Source organism: Marinomonas phaeophyticola, from assembly GCF_026966905.1.
Classification (GTDB): domain Bacteria; phylum Pseudomonadota; class Gammaproteobacteria; order Pseudomonadales; family Marinomonadaceae; genus Marinomonas; species Marinomonas phaeophyticola.
This window is the reverse complement of the sequence record NZ_JAPUBN010000015.1, coordinates 151,067-168,074: the sequence shown is the minus strand read 5'-3', so window position 1 is coordinate 168,074 and position 17,008 is coordinate 151,067. Positions and strand designations below refer to the sequence as shown.

14 protein-coding genes are annotated in these 17,008 nt (G+C 41.1%); 10 read left to right on the top strand and 4 right to left on the bottom strand.

Going from position 1 to position 17,008, the window contains the following annotated elements:
- Window positions 1-250 precede the first annotated feature (250 nt).
- Together gbdR and O1D97_RS09865 are read right to left on the bottom strand one after the other, a co-directional pair.
- Window positions 251-1,375: a choline metabolism transcriptional regulator GbdR gene (gene gbdR / locus O1D97_RS09870; RefSeq protein WP_269125165.1), complete on the bottom strand. Its 1,125-nt coding sequence runs from the start codon at window positions 1,373-1,375 to the stop codon at window positions 251-253.
- Window positions 1,376-1,651: 276 nt separating this feature from the next.
- A complete protein-coding gene (locus O1D97_RS09865; protein WP_269125163.1) occupies window positions 1,652-2,506 on the bottom strand; it encodes a LysR family transcriptional regulator in 855 nt (284 codons plus the stop codon).
- 441 nt (window positions 2,507-2,947) lie between these two features.
- Between O1D97_RS09865 and proV the strand changes: the two genes are divergently transcribed.
- The 9 genes from proV (at window position 2,948) to O1D97_RS09820 (ending at window position 14,883) form a co-directional block, all read left to right on the top strand.
- Complete coding sequence (proV, locus tag O1D97_RS09860) at window positions 2,948-4,123, top strand: glycine betaine/L-proline ABC transporter ATP-binding protein ProV (protein WP_269125161.1); 1,176 nt, start codon at window positions 2,948-2,950, stop codon at window positions 4,121-4,123.
- Between the two features lie 33 nt (window positions 4,124-4,156).
- Window positions 4,157-5,092 (top strand): glycine betaine/L-proline ABC transporter permease ProW, encoded by a 936-nt coding sequence (proW, locus tag O1D97_RS09855; RefSeq protein ID WP_269125159.1) that lies wholly within the window; start codon window positions 4,157-4,159, stop codon window positions 5,090-5,092.
- A 117-nt stretch (window positions 5,093-5,209) separates the two neighbouring features.
- The gene (proX, locus tag O1D97_RS09850; RefSeq protein WP_269125157.1) at window positions 5,210-6,238 is read left to right on the top strand and encodes a glycine betaine/L-proline ABC transporter substrate-binding protein ProX; all 1,029 of its coding nucleotides are present in this window, start codon (window positions 5,210-5,212) and stop codon (window positions 6,236-6,238) included.
- A 115-nt stretch (window positions 6,239-6,353) separates the two neighbouring features.
- Complete coding sequence (locus tag O1D97_RS09845) at window positions 6,354-7,700, top strand: MmgE/PrpD family protein (protein ID WP_269125155.1); 1,347 nt, start codon at window positions 6,354-6,356, stop codon at window positions 7,698-7,700.
- Between the two features lie 47 nt (window positions 7,701-7,747).
- On the top strand, window positions 7,748-8,782 hold the full coding sequence (locus O1D97_RS09840; protein ID WP_269125153.1) for a GlxA family transcriptional regulator: 1,035 nt from the start codon (window positions 7,748-7,750) through the stop codon (window positions 8,780-8,782).
- A gap of 181 nt (window positions 8,783-8,963) precedes the next feature.
- Entirely contained in the window at window positions 8,964-9,395 is a 432-nt protein-coding gene (locus tag O1D97_RS09835) for a response regulator (protein WP_269125151.1), read from the top strand.
- Window positions 9,388-11,124 carry a putative bifunctional diguanylate cyclase/phosphodiesterase gene (locus O1D97_RS09830; RefSeq protein ID WP_269125149.1) on the top strand — a complete coding sequence of 579 codons (1,737 nt, stop codon included), beginning with the start codon at window positions 9,388-9,390 and terminating at the stop codon, window positions 11,122-11,124. The genes O1D97_RS09835 and O1D97_RS09830 overlap by 8 nt, the downstream gene beginning before the upstream one ends.
- Before the next feature lie 54 nt (window positions 11,125-11,178).
- Window positions 11,179-14,079, top strand: coding sequence for a PAS domain-containing sensor histidine kinase (locus O1D97_RS09825; RefSeq protein WP_269125147.1), 2,901 nt, complete (start codon window positions 11,179-11,181; stop codon window positions 14,077-14,079).
- 102 nt (window positions 14,080-14,181) lie between these two features.
- Window positions 14,182-14,883 carry a pseudouridine synthase gene (locus O1D97_RS09820; protein WP_269125145.1) on the top strand — a complete coding sequence of 234 codons (702 nt, stop codon included), beginning with the start codon at window positions 14,182-14,184 and terminating at the stop codon, window positions 14,881-14,883.
- Between the two features lie 70 nt (window positions 14,884-14,953).
- Here O1D97_RS09820 and O1D97_RS09815 read toward each other — a convergent pair whose 3' ends face one another.
- A complete protein-coding gene (locus tag O1D97_RS09815; protein WP_269125144.1) occupies window positions 14,954-15,325 on the bottom strand; it encodes a glutathione S-transferase N-terminal domain-containing protein in 372 nt (123 codons plus the stop codon).
- Between the two features lie 307 nt (window positions 15,326-15,632).
- On the opposite strand from O1D97_RS09815, the gene O1D97_RS09810 reads away from it, so the two are divergent.
- Window positions 15,633-15,986: a YkgJ family cysteine cluster protein gene (locus O1D97_RS09810; protein ID WP_269125143.1), complete on the top strand. Its 354-nt coding sequence runs from the start codon at window positions 15,633-15,635 to the stop codon at window positions 15,984-15,986.
- A gap of 118 nt (window positions 15,987-16,104) precedes the next feature.
- Here O1D97_RS09810 and O1D97_RS09805 read toward each other — a convergent pair whose 3' ends face one another.
- Window positions 16,105-16,938 (bottom strand): NmrA family NAD(P)-binding protein, encoded by an 834-nt coding sequence (locus O1D97_RS09805; RefSeq protein WP_269125141.1) that lies wholly within the window; start codon window positions 16,936-16,938, stop codon window positions 16,105-16,107.
- Between the last annotated feature and the right edge of the window lie 70 nt (window positions 16,939-17,008).

The following is a 17,008-nucleotide window of genomic DNA, read 5'->3' as shown; positions in this document are numbered from 1 at the left end:
TCACTTATCAGGTTATTGACACTTTAAGCAAAATCAGCGATTTCAATAAAGCGTTCAACATTCAAATAAGTCTAGTTTTTCGCTAGAAAAGCCGAAGCCTGAAAGCGACTTCCGAAGTAACAAAAGCGACCTGAAAAAGATCTTTAGCTTAAATAATTAGATTAATGAAAGTCATTATCATTTGTGGGAGAGAGAACATGGGAGAAAACACCTAGCGAGATATTACAACGCACCACCTCCGGCTTATTATTTAGTCTTTTAGAGAAACAGAACCGAAAGTGGCTTCTGTTTTGGATTTCGAAAAGGCATCAACCGCCAATGATCTCTGAGAAGTAGATAATATAGGGACTTTAATGGCAGTAAAGGTCATGGACCGAGCCACATTATCTTCGTATTTTTTGTTTTCTGACGCTCTTTCCTCACTAGGAGGAATACCCATTTGTTCGCGATAGCACTTACTAAAATGCGCAGTTGAAGCAAAGCCGCAAATAATAGCAATATCCACAATAGGCCGAGTGCTTTGTTTTAATAACTGTCGCGCTCGAAGCAAACGTAATTTTAAGTAGTAACGTGATGGAGAACATTGTAAGTGTTTTTGAAACAAGCGCTCCAACTGTCGTCGTGACAAGTTAACGTATTTTGCCAGCTCATCCATCCCAAGCACTTCTTCTATGTTCGCCTCCATCAGGGAGACAACCTCTATTAACTTAGGTTGCGCGGTTCCCAAAACATGTCTCAATGGAATTTTCTGACGATCATTTTCATCTCTCATACGGTCGCAAATAAACATTTCAGAAATGGCGGAAGACAACAAAAAGCCATGCTCCTGTTTAATCATATACAACATCATATCCAGAGGCACAGTACCACCAGAACAGGTCATACGATCACGATCTATGCTAAACAAACGATTGGTACAATGCACCTTCGGAAAGTGTTCCTGTAAAGACGCCAAGTATTCCCAATGTATGCTGCATTCATAACCATCTAATAATCCAGCTTCGGCTAACAAATAGGCCCCTGTACACATACCACCTATTAAGCAGTCTTGACGCTCCATGGTTTTCAACCAAGCAATGTGTTCTTTTCCATAGGAGGAGGAAACATCAATGCCACCAGCGACCATCACTACCTCTAATTTAGGGCACGTTTGAATACTCGCATCTGGAGTAATGCGAATGCCATCACTGGCGCTAATGGGTTCACCGTCTAACGTTATTGTGTACCAAGAATATAATTCCTCTCCACTTAATTGGTTTGCCATTCTCAATACTTCAACCGCTGAGGCTAATGACATCATGGTAAAATTATTCAGTAAAAGAAAACCAATCGAGCGCTTGGGCTCTGCATTTGAGTCAGAGGGTAAATACGTCATTTATTCTCCTCAAAAAAGTACTTTTCTCCTTTCTGTAACATCAGATAAGCCAGTATTTTTTATTGTTTAATTGAGATGTAATGCCACGCTATACGCATCGCATGAATAGATGTAACTTATCAAACCACAAAAACTGAAAAATGACACACGCTATAACCCTTTCAATAACAAACGGGTTACTCATGACATGCTAAACAAGATATTGAGACTCGATTTTTTCGCTTTACCGTTTTAAGGTCAAATGCAAATCAGGAAAGGTAATTTAATAACACTTGCTTAGATATTATTGATCGTTAACGCCAACTCTTCTGCAAAACACCTAACCGCTTCACTGATGTCCCCTGGACTTGTATGCATCTCAATTTCAACAAAGCCAAGATCAGGTAATCCCTCTGAAGGTTTAATGATCCGCCACTCTTCTTTTACTAAGGACTCAGAAAGTGCGGATATGGCTAAACCATTAGAGATCGCAATATCAAACCCGGTTACCCCTTGGCACTCAAAAGCAACAAAACATTCTTTCCCGTTTTGCTGCAAATTTTCAATAACATGATGTCGATACACACAGCCCTGCTCATAAAGAGCCAATGGGATAGGCTTAGTGGTGTCTAGATGGAACTCTTTAGCGGCTACCCAACACATCTTTTCACGCCTTAAAAGGTCTCCTCCAGATTCCTGAGGGTCACGCGTCGCTAAAATCAAATCCAATTCGCCATTATCAAAGCTTTGAAATAGCTTATGACTGTTTTCATTCTTAATTTGTATTCGAATCTTTGGGAATCGATGAATAAATTGCCTTAATGAATCCTGAATAAAGGCTCTTGCGTACCCATCAGGAATCCCAAACCTGACGACGCCGGAGACTTCATCACCGCTAATGGCCTGAAACGCTTCTTCAGACAAATGCAAAATCTTACGGGCATACGAAAGCAGAATCTCACCTTCATTTGTCATGGTAAAGTTATTATAACTGCGATTCAGTAACCGCTTGCCGGTTCCTTCTTCTAATTTTTTTAATTGGATACTAATGGCTGCTTGAGTGCGATGAAGTGATGACGCCGCTTTAGTAATACTGCCAGCATCCACAATCGCTACAAAGGTAGCTAACTGATTAAAATCAAGCCTTTTCATACATACTTATTCTCTGCGCGACAAGCGCTTCAGTTACTCTGATCCCCATTCTTATACCCACATATATAACCGCAACAAGATGGATTTTTATATAGGACTAGTGTTGTATACACACTATTGACTAAATACGGTTGTCCAAAACCGACATTCATTGAATCTGCCTAAGGTTATTTCAATTCTCAGCTTATTTAAGCAACCTAACGTTATACCTCCCCCATCAACCATAACTAAAACTCATGCTATTTATGAGAAATATGTGATTGGACGGCATAACCCAAAATCCTTAAGTTTTATAGGGTGCAATATAGATTTATATGCAGCCGCATTAGATCTGTTCTTTCTATAAAGAACCGCAGAAGACACAGAATCACTCAACCAGTTGGCGTCTACCTCCTCTGATTGAATCCAAGACAACAATTATAATCGTGATATGAGGAAACTATGGAAGATTCTACAGACATTTTGTCTATTCGAAACGTCTACAAAGTATTCGGAGACGATCCCGATACGGCTATGAAAATGCTCGATAAAGGGGCCAGTAAAGATGAGATTTTTGAGAAAACGGGCCAAACTGTAGGTGTATTCGATGCCTCTTTTACGGTAAAAAAAGGCGAGATTTTCGTCATTATGGGATTATCTGGATCAGGTAAATCCACCATGGTTCGCTTGTTAAACCGCTTAATTGAACCAACATCAGGAACCATTGAACTCAAAGGCAAGAATATTACCGCGCTCGGCGATGAAGATCTCTTAGATGTGCGCCGTAAAGAAATGAGCATGGTGTTTCAGTCCTTTGCGCTCATGCCTCATATGTCGGTCATTGAAAACTCCGCATTTGGTTTGGAAATTTCCGGTGTGGAGAAAAAAGAGCGAGATAAAAGAGCCCTCGAAGCCTTAGAGCAAGTGGGTCTTGGAGAGCATGCTGCTAGCTACCCTCATCAACTGTCTGGTGGTATGCAACAACGAGTCGGATTAGCTAGAGCGTTAACAAATGATCCCACCATCCTCTTAATGGATGAAGCCTTTTCAGCGTTAGATCCCTTAATACGCTATGAAATGCAAGGCGAGCTGATTCGTCTTCAAAAAGAACAAGAACGTACTATCGTCTTTATTTCTCATGACCTTGACGAAGCCATTCGTATAGGGGATCGCATTGCCATTATGGAGGGCGGACGAGTTATCCAAATCGGCACCCCAAAAGAAATCATGAGCAACCCAGAAAATGAATACGTAGAAACCTTTTTTAAGGGCGTCGATGTGAGTAAATTTTTAATGGCTCAAGACATTGCCTCCCAAAATATAGGCTTAGTTATCGACAGACAAACCAGTGTCGTTCCAGCCACCTTTACCAATCAAACATTCGCTTATTTATTGGATGACAAAAAGAAGCTGCAAGGCATCTTACCTCTATCCGAGCATGACCGTTCTGCAAACATCAGTGCCTTATTATCAAAACAAATCATGCAGTATAAATCTGTATACGACGATGCCATGGTCAAAAGTATTGTCAATATTGTTGCAGAAGCCCCTTATCCGGTTCCGGTCGTGAAAAAAGACGGCACCTTCTGCGGAGTCATTTCCAAAGACTTGCTACTGCAGACTCTTAGCCACGGTTAATCCGTCAGAATAATTATATTAGGGTGATCAATCATGTCAGAATTTAGTCTACTCGATCCATTTCAATACCTCAGTTTGCCTTTAGGTGAATGGGTAGAAAGTATTCTTAACTATTTAGTACAAAATTTTCGTGGTTTTTTCCGTGCCATCCGTTGGCCAATCGACCAAGTATTGGATGTCTCCGAAACCATCTTACAAACCATACCGCCTATGATAGGTATCCTATTATCTTCCCTTCTTGGGTGGCAATTGGCGGGGAGGAAGATGGGAGTGTTTTGTGCCATCACACTTTTTTTCTTAGGATTAATTGGTGTGTGGTCAGAATCTATGACGACCTTATCTCTGGTTTTAACCTCTTTATTCTTCTGTGTGGTGTTCGGTATTCCTCTGGGTATTCTGTCCGCACGAAGTGATCGAATAGAACGTACTGTTCGCCCTGTTCTGGACGCTATGCAAACGTTACCGGCGTTCGTTTACCTCGTTCCCGTTGTGATGCTATTTGGTATTGGTAACGTTCCAGGTGTTTTAGTAACCATTGTGTTCGCTTTACCGCCTCTAGTCCGACTGACTAATTTAGGCATACGACAAGTTCCTGAAGATAAGATTGAAGCCGCCCGAGCATTTGGTTGCACCCCTAAACAGATGCTCTACAAGGTTCAACTCCCTTTAGCGACGCCAACCATTATGGCGGGTGTTAACCAGACATTGATGCTCTCCCTATCCATGGTTGTTATTGCTTCCATGATCTCTGTTGGAGGCTTAGGTCAAATGGTGTTACGAGGTATTGGACGTCTAGATATGGGCTTAGCCACTGTCGGTGGTGTGGGTCTGGTCTTGCTGGCTATTTTTTTAGACCGTTTAACCCAAGCCATTGGAGAACGTTCAAGCTCTGAGAACCCTCTGCACTGGTATGAAACCGGCCCGGTTGGCTTCTTTGTCCGCCGTTATCGCAGCATGCACAGTAAATAATTCTACCCCCTCAGCTAGCCGCCCACTAAGTGGCAGTTACTTGACGAATAGTAAGAATAAAAAGCACCAAATCAATTAACACAGCTCAATAAATACAACATAAATGAGGATGTACTAATGATTCACACAGGCTTAAAAGCACTTACCAAATCAACACTAACCTTAACTTCCATTGCGGCTATTTCAGCGATGACCTTGGTTGGCACAGCCAAAGCGGAGTCTTTACCTGGAGAGGGGGTTGAAGTAACACCTATTTTTCCAAGTATTGCTGAAGAACGTTTTCGCGGTGAAATTGCGATGGCGGGGCTAGAAGCTCTAGGCTATGAGCTTGAAGAACCAAAAGAAACAGAATACGCCACCATGATGTTAGCAATTTCCTATGGAGACGCCGATTTTAGCGTGCACATGTGGGACATTTTACACAATAGTTTTTACCAAAAAGCGGGCGGCGACGAGACCATGGTGAAAGCTGGTAATGTGATTCCGGGGGTATTACAAGGCTATATGATCGATAAAAAAACCGCCGATAAATACAACATCACTCAACTAACGGATTTGAAAAAACCGGAAATTGCCAAGCTGTTTGATGCCGATGACGATGGCAAAGCCGATCTAACGGGTTGTAATCCAGGTTGGGGGTGTGAGCTAGTAATCAACCATCATATGAAAGCGTATGACTTAGACAATACCGTGGTTCACAACCAAGGCTCTTATTTTGCCTTAATGGCCGATACCATCACTCGTTATAACGAAGGCAAACCTATTCTGTATTTCACATGGGCTCCACAATGGATTTCAGGTGTACTAGTAGAGAACAAAGATGTCATCTGGCTAGAAGTGCCTTTCACGTCACTACCTGATGGAAATAATGATGTGAACACGACGTTTGAGGGTAAAAACCTTGGTTTTGCCGTCGACCAAGTGAAGTCTGTGTTAAATAAAGAGTTCGCCGAAGAAAACCCTGTTGCGACCAAATTCCTTTCTTTAGTGCAAATCAGCGCCGCCGATGAAAGTGCACAGAATTTAAGGATGCAAGATGGTGAAAAATCCATGAAGGATATTAAACGCCATGCTCAAGAGTGGATCCACGAGCATCAAACTACATTTGATTCTTGGATTGCAGAATCGAAAGCCGTCGTAAAATAACCTTTTACCGTCTCTCTTGAGCAATCAAGATAAAAATGTACAAGCAATGATACTAGGCAAGACTTCTGATGGTTAGGAGTCTTGCCTCTCTGTCGTTCTGATCGGTGCTATTATTATGTCTCTCTATGCTTTTGTTCAAAATACCCAGTTTAGCCAACTACCAAAACATACCCAATCTCTTGTTAGTACCTCTCTACTTGATATCGTTGGTATTTTGGCGGGGGCAAAAGATAATCAAACCACACAAAACATTCGCCATTACGCCGCATCCAATTACCCGCCTAACGCATTATCATCACGTCTCTTATTTGATGGTCGTTCCGTACATCCCATGGGGGCCGCTTGGGCAGGAGGGTTCAGCGCCGATAGCCTAGATGCTCATGAAGGTCATTTCACCTCAAAAGGTCATGCAGGTGCCACGGTTGTACCCGCCTTATTAGCCCTTGCCGATGCTTACTTGGCTCAAGGACATGCTGTCTCCGGTGAAGAGTTCCTGTCAGCGATTGCGATTGCCTACGAGACAGGCCTGAGAGCGGGTGTCGCGTTAATGGACACCGCCGCTGAATATCATGCCTCAGGGGCATTTTCTGGCTTAGGTGTGGTCTGTGGTGCCGCTCGCTTACTTAAACTAAGCGAAGCAGAGTTTTTACATGCCTTAGGCATTGCCGAATACTTTGGCCCTCGCTGCCCCATGATGCGATTAGTAGACTTCCCTAGCATGTTACGAGATGCCCATGGTGCTGGCGCATATTCAGGTATCAATGCAATCCTTTTAGCTCAAGCGGGGATTACAGGTGCGCCAGCAGAAACGGTTCAGAAAGACCTTATTCAACACTGCTGGAATGATCTAGGTGATCGTTGGGAAATCGATGCTCAATACTATAAGCCTTGGCCAGTTTGTCGTTGGGCCCAGCCTGCTTTGACAGCCGTTTCACAACTGATGCAAGCACACAATGAGGTTCACACCAACAATGTAAAAGCCATCCGAGTAGAAACCTTCCATGAATCGATGCGTTTGCAAGGACATTTCCCCCAAAATGCCGATGAAGCGCAATATGGATTAGCCTTCCCTCTGGCAGCACTGATTTGTAAAGGACAGGTGGGACCCGCCGAAGTCACAGGAGAGGCAATAAATGATCAGGCTATTCTCGACATTAGTCGAAAAATCAGTATCGTGGAATCGACTGAATTATCAGCCAGATTTCCAAAAGAAATTTTGTCTCGAGTCACCCTAGAGTTACTCGATGGAACCACTCTAACAAGCCCAATCACGCAAGCTAAAGGCGACCCAGAGACGGCCATGACAGCAGAGGAGTTTATTGCAAAATTCCATTTATTGGCTGCGGTGAGTTTAACGGATCAGCATATACAAAAAATCATTAAGGAAATACAATCTCTACAAGATAAAAGTCATTGTGCCACCTTGTTTGACCTTCTTACACAACCAGGATCTTGTACTTAAAAACCACTTTATGACTCTTTCTAGCGATTTAATAGGTTTTGAACAACATGAGCAATTTTAAAAAACGTGATTTTAGCAAAGCGATTTGCAACTCAAATAAAGTCTTTCTGAGCTCTGATGAACAACAAGACCAACCGATTAAAATTAGTTTTATTTTGCTAGAGCATTTTTCAATGGCGGCCTTTACCAATGCGGTAGACACCCTAGTAACGGCCAATTTGATTCCTTCAAATAAAAAGTTCAATTACACAACCTTGGGCGTACATTCAAATATTATTATGAGTGACATCGGTATTAATATTTCTAGCGATGACACCATAGAATCCTTACCTATTACGCATGAAAACCGCCCCCATCTTTTAATTATCTGTGGTGGCTTTCGCTGTTCATTACAAAGCAACCCCACGCTTTCTGCCTATCTAAAAAGAGCCGATAAATTTGGCCTAATATTGGGTGGGCTATGGAATGGGGCCATTGCTTTAGCTCATGCGGGACTACTGAATAATCAAATCTGTGCCTTACATCCAGATAACCATGCGTTCATCAAAGAGAACCTGCCCACAGTACAAGTCTCCAACCATACTTTGGTGATTACAGAGAAACGAGCCAGTTGTGCTGGTCCTCATAGTGCACTGGAGATGATGTTAAAACTCATCGAGTCTTTAAAAGGCAAGGAGCTGGTATTAACAATACGAGAGATTTTGAGCTGTGATCAAACAGAAGTCAGTCAAGAGCCAACGAGGTTAAAAGCCTCGGAAAAACCGACTTATCCAAAAGCGTTAGCCACTGTGCTAGAACTTATGCGCAATAATATTGAAGAACCGTTAAGCCTAGAAGAGCTCTCTCAATGTGCGAAATTATCACGTCGTCAAGTTGAGCGCTTATTCCAAGCCCATTTAGAAGTCACGCCTTCCCGTTATTATCTTGAATTACGCATTACGAATGCCCGTCGATTACTATTACAAAGTAATAAAAATATCACCAGTATCGCTTTAGCCTGCGGCTTTGTTAGTATGAGCCATTTTAGTAACTGTTATAAAGATTATTTCGGCATGTCGCCCAAAGCGGCCCGTAAAGAATAGTTATCAAACGCCTATCGACTACCAAAATCATTTTTCACGCCGTTGAATTATGCTGCATTTTTTTAAAGACTTTCATTTGTATGAATATTACTTTTTCCTTGTTTATATTCAGTTTATGGCTAATATTCTAACTATAGCTACAGGACACAATGACGACTCAAAGCAGAAGGAAGCCGCTAATATGTCAGGTAAAAACACAAAAACCGTAACACTTTTTATTGTTGATGATGATGATGTTGATGTACTCGGCATAGAGCGAGCGCTAAAAAAGCTAAAAATCGCAAACCCGACAATACGAGCAAAAGATGGCGTGGAAGCATTAGAGATGCTTCGTCAAGGTAAAGTACCGAAACCTTTTATTACCTTACTCGATATTAATATGCCACGCATGAGCGGTATCGAAATGCTATCTGAATTGCGCACAGACCCTAAACTGTTTGACACCGTTGTTTTTATCCTAACCACGTCCCATGATGACAAGGATAAATTTGAAGCCTACAAAAAAAATGTTGCCGGCTATATAGTCAAGAAAAAAGTCGGAGAAGCCTTCTTAAGTATAGTAGAAATGTTAGGGAACTATTGGCGCATTGTGGAGTTGCCAGATAATGAATGATATTAATCATAATGACATAAAACCCTTATCACTGCTTATTGTAGACGATGATGACATAGACAGAGAGTCAATAAAACGAGCACTTAGAAATAGCCACAGACCACTTAATATCATTGAAGCGAATACCGGCCGTAAGGGTATAAATCAGTTTGAAGAACAGCAGATCGATGTTTTATTAATTGATTATCGTCTACCAGATATAGATGGATTCAGTGTTATTCGTGCGCTACAAGAAAAAGAAAATGTATGCACTATCATTATGGTAAGTCAGCATGAAGATGAAGCCATTTCTTCACAGGCCTTAACGATTGGGGCCCACGATTTTCTATTAAAATCAGAGGTCAATGCAGAGCGTTTGACGAGAACAATTTATCAAGCTCAACACAGATACATACTGGAGAAAGAATTACGAGATAAAACCCATTCCTTAAAGAATCTCGCCCAAACAGATTTTCTAACCGGATTAATTAATCGACGAGCCTTTGAGCACATATTGCAACAATCCTATATTGAATCTGAAATCACTTCAGGCACTGTCGCTGTACTTTTTATTGATTTAGATCACTTTAAAAATATCAATGATTCTTTAGGACACTCAGTCGGTGATAAAGTATTAAGAAAAGTGGCCGTTCGCTTTAAAAGCGCCCTTGATAAAAGCCAGCTTCTTGCCCGACTGGGTGGTGATGAGTTTGTTGTCTTAGCAACGGATATTAAAAGTGACGAGCAAGCAAAAAACATTGCAAGAAACATCATAAAGTCTCTACATACTCCAATTTTAGTTAACTCTATTGCTTTCGACCTTTCTGCTAGTATCGGCATTTCTATTCTCGGTCTATGTGCATCAACGCCAGAAGAGTTAATGAAATCTGCTGATATTGCTATGTATAAAGCAAAAGAAAACGGGCGTAGTCAGTATCGCCTCTACTCCCATAGAATGCATGAAGAAGCTGAGGATAAACTTCAGCTTGAATACGAATTAAAAAATGCCCTCAAATTAAACCAGTTCGAAGTGTATTACCAACCTCAAATAAACTCAAAAACAAACCAAGTAGAAGGAGTTGAAGCGCTCATACGCTGGAATCATCCTAAAAAAGGTGTTTTATCTCCTTACGTATTTCTCAAATTAGCAGAAGAAATGAACCTTATTAGTGATATTGGCGAATGGGTTTTATTAACGGCTTGCTCTCAATTATATAAATGGCAGCAAACGTATGGATTGTCTCCTAACGAACTGTCTGTTTCCGTGAATTTATCCGCACTCCAGTTGCAAGATATTCGCTTATTAGAGTCTGTTTGTTCAACTTTAGATAAAAGTGGCTTGGATCCCAGCAGTCTAGAATTAGAAATTACAGAGAGTTCCATCATTCTTAGTCCAGAACGTATTGTTGACAGGCTCTTAAAACTCACTCAGAAAAACATAAAACTATCACTTGATGATTTTGGTACAGGTTATTCCTCTATCCAACACCTTCACTTATTTCCGATACATACATTAAAAATTGATAAGGAATTTATTGCGGCCTGCCAACAAAAGATATCACAAGACAAAGTATTGATCGCCATGATTCAATTCGCACGCACGTTAGGATTGAAAGTCATTGCTGAAGGCGTTGAAACTCAAGAACAATTAAATTTTTGCGATGAAAATCAATGTGACCTAATTCAAGGCTATTTTTATTCAAAACCCATTCCTGCCTCTGAGTTCGAAGCCCGCTTTTTGATTAAATAACCCCTACATGCGTTAACTTGCTCTGCTAAGAAAGGATTTTGAAAGGTCATGATTATGCCTACGACTCGACTCCCCCATGTGGCGACATATTATCGCTCTGCACTTTTTATGTTGATTGCAGGCATTCTTGTGTTATCGGCCAGTGATTATATCTATCATCAAGAAATTCAGAAAATGCAGACAGAATTAACCTTCATAGCAGAAGAAAAAGCACAAGGTTTAAACAGTGATCTAAACGAGCTCACTAAAACAACACTATTTTTGTCTAAGCTTCCGTCAGTCAATGGCATCGCTAATGTGCCTTTTACTGAGAATACCAATAAATTACAAACCGAAGCGTTTTTTAGCTATGAAGAAAAGCTATCGAAAATTTTTGAAATCTACCTAGACAGTCTCCCCAACCTGATACAAGTTCGCTATATTGGTGTTGATGATAATGGGCGAGAAATAGTCCGAGTGGATAAACATCAAAATCAATTAATTAAAATACCAGAAGCTAAATTACAACAAAAAGGCAACCGAGATTATTTTGCCAATATACGCCAACTCGCCGAAAAAGAGATTTTCATTTCAGATATTACTCTGAATCAAGAACACGGCGCTTTCACAATTCCATATCAACCTGTTATTCGTCTTGGAACCCCAATTTTCACACAACACACCCCCTCAGAAGCAACCACATTATTTGGAGAAATCGTTATTAACGTCGATGCCGCCAAAATATTTAAAAAGCTTAGTAACAATCAAGGTCGTGATAAGTCAGAGATGAATATCTACGTTTTAAATAGTCAGGAAGATTTTTTAGTTCACCCAGATTCGAGTAGAACCTTTCAATTTGAATTAGGCACACCTTACCGTTGGGCTGACGAATTTGCAGAATTTGAAGGTTATATAATAAATAATGAGAGCAATCGCATTTGGAGTGTCTTAGACGCTTTAGTCATGTCTCAAGAAAGCATTTATTTAGACGATAAGAGAAAAATCACCGTTATTGTAACACTTCCAGCTATCCAGGCTCTTGAACGGGCTTTCTGGTTTGCATTATTTAGCTTTCTAGTTTTATATTCCGCTTTTTTTATCTATTTTTTCATCAAAAACCGCTCGGTCTTAAAGTCTCAACAACTGCATTTAGAGCATGCCCTGAAAATGGAAAAAGAGATCCATGACATTATTAATAATGACCCCCATGGGAAGCTCATTATTGATAGGCAAGGTCTTATTACTTTAGCAAACTGTCATATCGAAAAGGTATTTGGCTATAAAAAAAGCGAGCTCCTTGAAAACAATATGTCCATGTTGTTACCTGAGCGCTACCGTTCAAATCATCTTCAGCTCATGCAGGCTTACCTGACTTCTCCAGAGGTGAAAGAAATAGGTACTGGTAGGGACGTATTTGGTTTACACAAGCTAGGTCATGAAGTGCCTTTAGAAATTGGTTTGAGTCCTATTATCTATCAAGGAAAAGAACAAACCCTATGCGCTATTGTCGATATATCCTTAAGAAGGAAACTAGAAAAACAATTTGAACTCCTAGTCGAAACATCTCCTAGCGCTATTATGCTCGTTAATGCCGATGACAAAATCGAATTGGTTAACAAAGAAGCTGAAAACATGTTCGGCTACACGAGAATTCACATGCTAGACCATCCTTTTAGCTTATTAGTTCCCTACCGCTTCCAACAGCCAATACAAACCTGGTGCCAATCTCTATTGGATAACTATCACTTAAATGCCTTAGCTGAGAGCAGTGTAGACAAGGACATTTTTGCTCTGAATTTGGAAAAAAGAGAGTTTCCTATTTCCATGAATTTACGCCCCATTGAGACACCTCAAGGGAGAAGAATATTAGCCTCTATTAGTGACCTAACTGAGCGATTTGAAAAAGACCTCGCCCTCAGAAAAATGAGTGAGACTCTTGATAGAACCAGCAAAATAGCCGGTGTTGGCGGCTGGGAGCTGGACTTAATAACTCAAAACTTGCTGCTTTCAGAGGAAACCTATCGAATCTATGGTCTCCCTTTTTCCACTCCCATTACCATGGAAAAATTTCTTAGCCATTACACAGACAAAGCACAAACAGAACTTAAAGAAGCCATTGAAAAAGCCAAAACGATCGGAGAAAGTTGGGATTTAGAGTTGTCTTTTATTACCGAGAAAGGTAAATCCATTTGGGTAAGAACGATCGGCACTACCGAGTTTGAAAATGACAAGGCCGTTCGATTGGTCGGCACCTTCCAAGATGTGTCTGAGCGTAAGTACTTCATAGAAGAACTTTCTCGTAGCAATATTGAACTCAATAACTTTGCCTATGTGGCTTCCCATGACCTCAAATCACCCCTTCGAGGCATTGATCAACTAGCGACCTGGTTAGAAGAAGATTTAGCCAATAAGCTAGAGGTAGATGACATAGAGCACCTACGTTTAATGAGGGTCCGTATCAATCGAATGGAACAGTTATTAGACGATTTATTGGCCTATTCTCGATCAGGGAAAAAAGGTGAACTCACCAAAAAAATTGATTTAAACCTGCTTATCAAAGAAGTGTTTGACCTATGTAACGTCAAACAAAGCTTCCGTCTAGAATACGACAATATTTTGCCTACTTTTGAAACGGAAAGTATCCCTTTGACTCAGGTATTTCGTAACCTCATTAATAACGCGATCAAACATCATGACCAAGGCCAAGGTGAAATACACATCAGTTCAACACAGGAAAATGGGTTTTACGTTTTCCGTATTTGTGATGATGGTCCAGGAATTCCACCAGAACATGACGAACTTGTATTCACAATGTTCCAAACCTTAAGGCCCCGCGATGAAGTCGAAGGCAGTGGTATGGGACTGTCTATTGTGAAAAAAATCGTCACCTCTTTTGGCGGTGATATCGGACTAGAAAGACAGGCAACACAACGAGGCATATGCGTACGCTTTACATGGCCCATAGCAATGCCGTAGCAATCAATTTAGAGAAGAGGCGTTAACACCTCTACCCCATTGAAATGTATTGCCTATAAAGGATAATGGGAGAATACATACTCTTTATATTAATTAACCATCATGCGCCTTGATAAATTTATCTGCAAAAGCACGGAACTCACAAAAGTGACCGCTCTCCAGTATATCCATGAGGGCATTATCAAGGTAAATGGTGAAATCATCCTCGATGCGGCCACTCAAGTTCATGAGAACAACCATGTAACGCTTAATGGTAACCGCTTAACGGCACGGGATTTTCGCTATATTTTGATGCATAAGCCAGCGAAGACCATTTGTTCCAATATCGATGAAGCCTATCCATCTCTTTTCAATTATGTAGATGTGGAGAAGGTTTCTGAATTACACATTGCCGGTCGTTTGGATGCTGATACCACTGGTTTAGTACTGATCACCGATGACGGCCGCTGGTCTTTTAATATTACTCGGCCTACGCAAAAATGCCAAAAAGTGTATCGTGTTCAACTATCCAGAGAACTATTGAGCAATACCCAAGCAAAATTTGAACAAGGTCTTCAATTGCAAGGCGAAAAGCAATTAACCTTACCAGCTAAATTAGACATCATTCACGCTAAAGAAGTTCTGTTAACCATTACCGAAGGCCGGTTTCATCAAGTAAAACGCATGTTCGCTGCCGTAGGAAATAGAGTTGTTTCACTTCATAGAGAGAGAATTGGGGATGTCTGTCTTGATGTAGACGTCGGACAATGGCGTCATCTAACCCCTGAAGAAGTGCGATCATTTAACCACACACTCTCTTCTTGATACGAGATAGCCCCACTGATGTGATTCCTAAATAACGGGCTAAATCATTTTGAGTGACCTGATGCATTCATTAAGAAAAACGCGTTTCAAGGTAACGAATAATTTCTGAGGACTCATATAACCACTCCACTTTGCCGTCCTGCTCTATACGTAAACACGGTACTTTCACACGACCACCGCCTGCTAATAATTCTTCACGATGTGGGGATCCCTCAGAAGCACTGCGGGTTTCGATTGGCAAGTTCAGTTTATGCATGGCTCTGCGGGTTTTGATGCAAAAAGGGCAGGCAAAGAATTGGTACAGAGACAGCTGTTGAAGTGCGTTATTAACCTCTTGTTGCTTTTCCGGTGTACGTTTTAGTTTTGAGCCTCGAGTAACAAGGTCAAGAGTGGCCATAATAACGCCTAATACGTTACGGATAAGATTAATAAGTATTTTCATTTTGCTTGTTTACTCTCAATATAGGGTCAATCGGAGGATCATTAAATGGTCTACATTCTAGCGGTAAAGTGTCGCCAATTTAAGCCCTAGAGCCGAATGAATTCAATACGCTTCAAATGATTACTGAAAACAGCCACTAACGAGGTGCTCGCTAAGAATGATAGATACGGCACCCTATAAGTGGCCGCCCACATGAAGCTTCATCGCTTTTCATCGACTTCCTCTTGAGTTAGCTGAAGATTGCCGTATCCTCATTACGCTGTATTATTAGTAACTATGCTAAATATTGGATAAAAGGGACCTGAGTATGAACAGTAATCGAGAGATCATAGCCAGTCTGCGCGAGCGTATACCAACATTCGAGTGTACTCCAGGTTGCCATGACTGTTGTGGACCCGTCACCACATCTTCTGAAGAAATGTCTCGCTTACCCGTAAAATCCGATGCGGAGCATGAAGCCGCTCTCAATGAACTGAATTGTGTGCACCTTGGGCCGAATGGCTGCGAAGTGTATGATGAACGTCCTCTTATTTGCCGCTTATTTGGCACAACGCCTAAAATGGCATGTCCAAACGGCTGCCGTCCAAAAGAAATGATTGACCCAAAGACAGAGGATCAGATTCACCATTACATTGCCACTACACGTCAAGTGTTAGTATAAGCAAAGCTATCTTTCCATTAGCTTAACTTTTAGCAACACCTCAAAATTAAAAAAACAGTCCCCCCCATTTTTTACGATCCTATCATTGCAAACAAAGCAGAGGGGGATCTCTTTTTTCCTAGAAACACGCTCTATTTGACTCAATAAAAGCACTAAAGCTCTTAGCCTTTCGACCGAGTGCTTGTTCTATCCCGTCGGTAATATATTCGTTACGACCATCTAAAACCTCAGTAAACAAAAACAGTAATAAATCAGTCACTTCTTTTGGTACGTGGGCGGCTGACATACCAGACTCAAATTCGTCAGGAGTAATCGATTGAAAATAGACTGGTTTACCTAAAACTTTCGTGAACTGGCTCGCAATATCAGCAAATGTTAACAACTCTGGTCCCGTTACTTCATAAAGTGTATTTCGATGTTTGATATCAACCATGGACTGCACCACTACCTCAGCAATATCATCAATATCAACAAAAGGTTCTTTTACCTGATTGACAGGTAAACGAATTTGTCCAGACTCGATAAAGCTTTTAAATAGTCCATCTGAAAAATTTTGGCTAAACCAGGATGCTCTCACCACCGTCCAGTTCAGCCCTGAATGGATTAAAATATCTTCACACTCTTGAGCGGCAGGCTCTCCACGCCCAGATAGTAACGTGACGTGTTGTACCTCTTGCTGGAGTGCTAACTTACAAAAAGCGCGTATATGCTCGGTCGCGATAGGTAAGGCTAGATCAGGGAAATAAGTTAAATAAACATGAGAGACACCATTTAAGGCTGTGTGCCAGGTATCTGAGTTCTGCCAATCAAAGCAAATATCAGAATGAAGACTAGCTGGCTTCACTTTTTCAGGTGAAAGCAACTTACTTAATCGTTTGCAAACTCGGCTCCCCGTCTTTCCTGTCGCACCGATAACTAACACCTGTTCAATATCTTTTATTAAATTTGTCATTATTTTGCTCACTGGTTGATGAATGAACAAAAAGCATAACGAGTTTACAAAATCAGATACGGCCCAATCA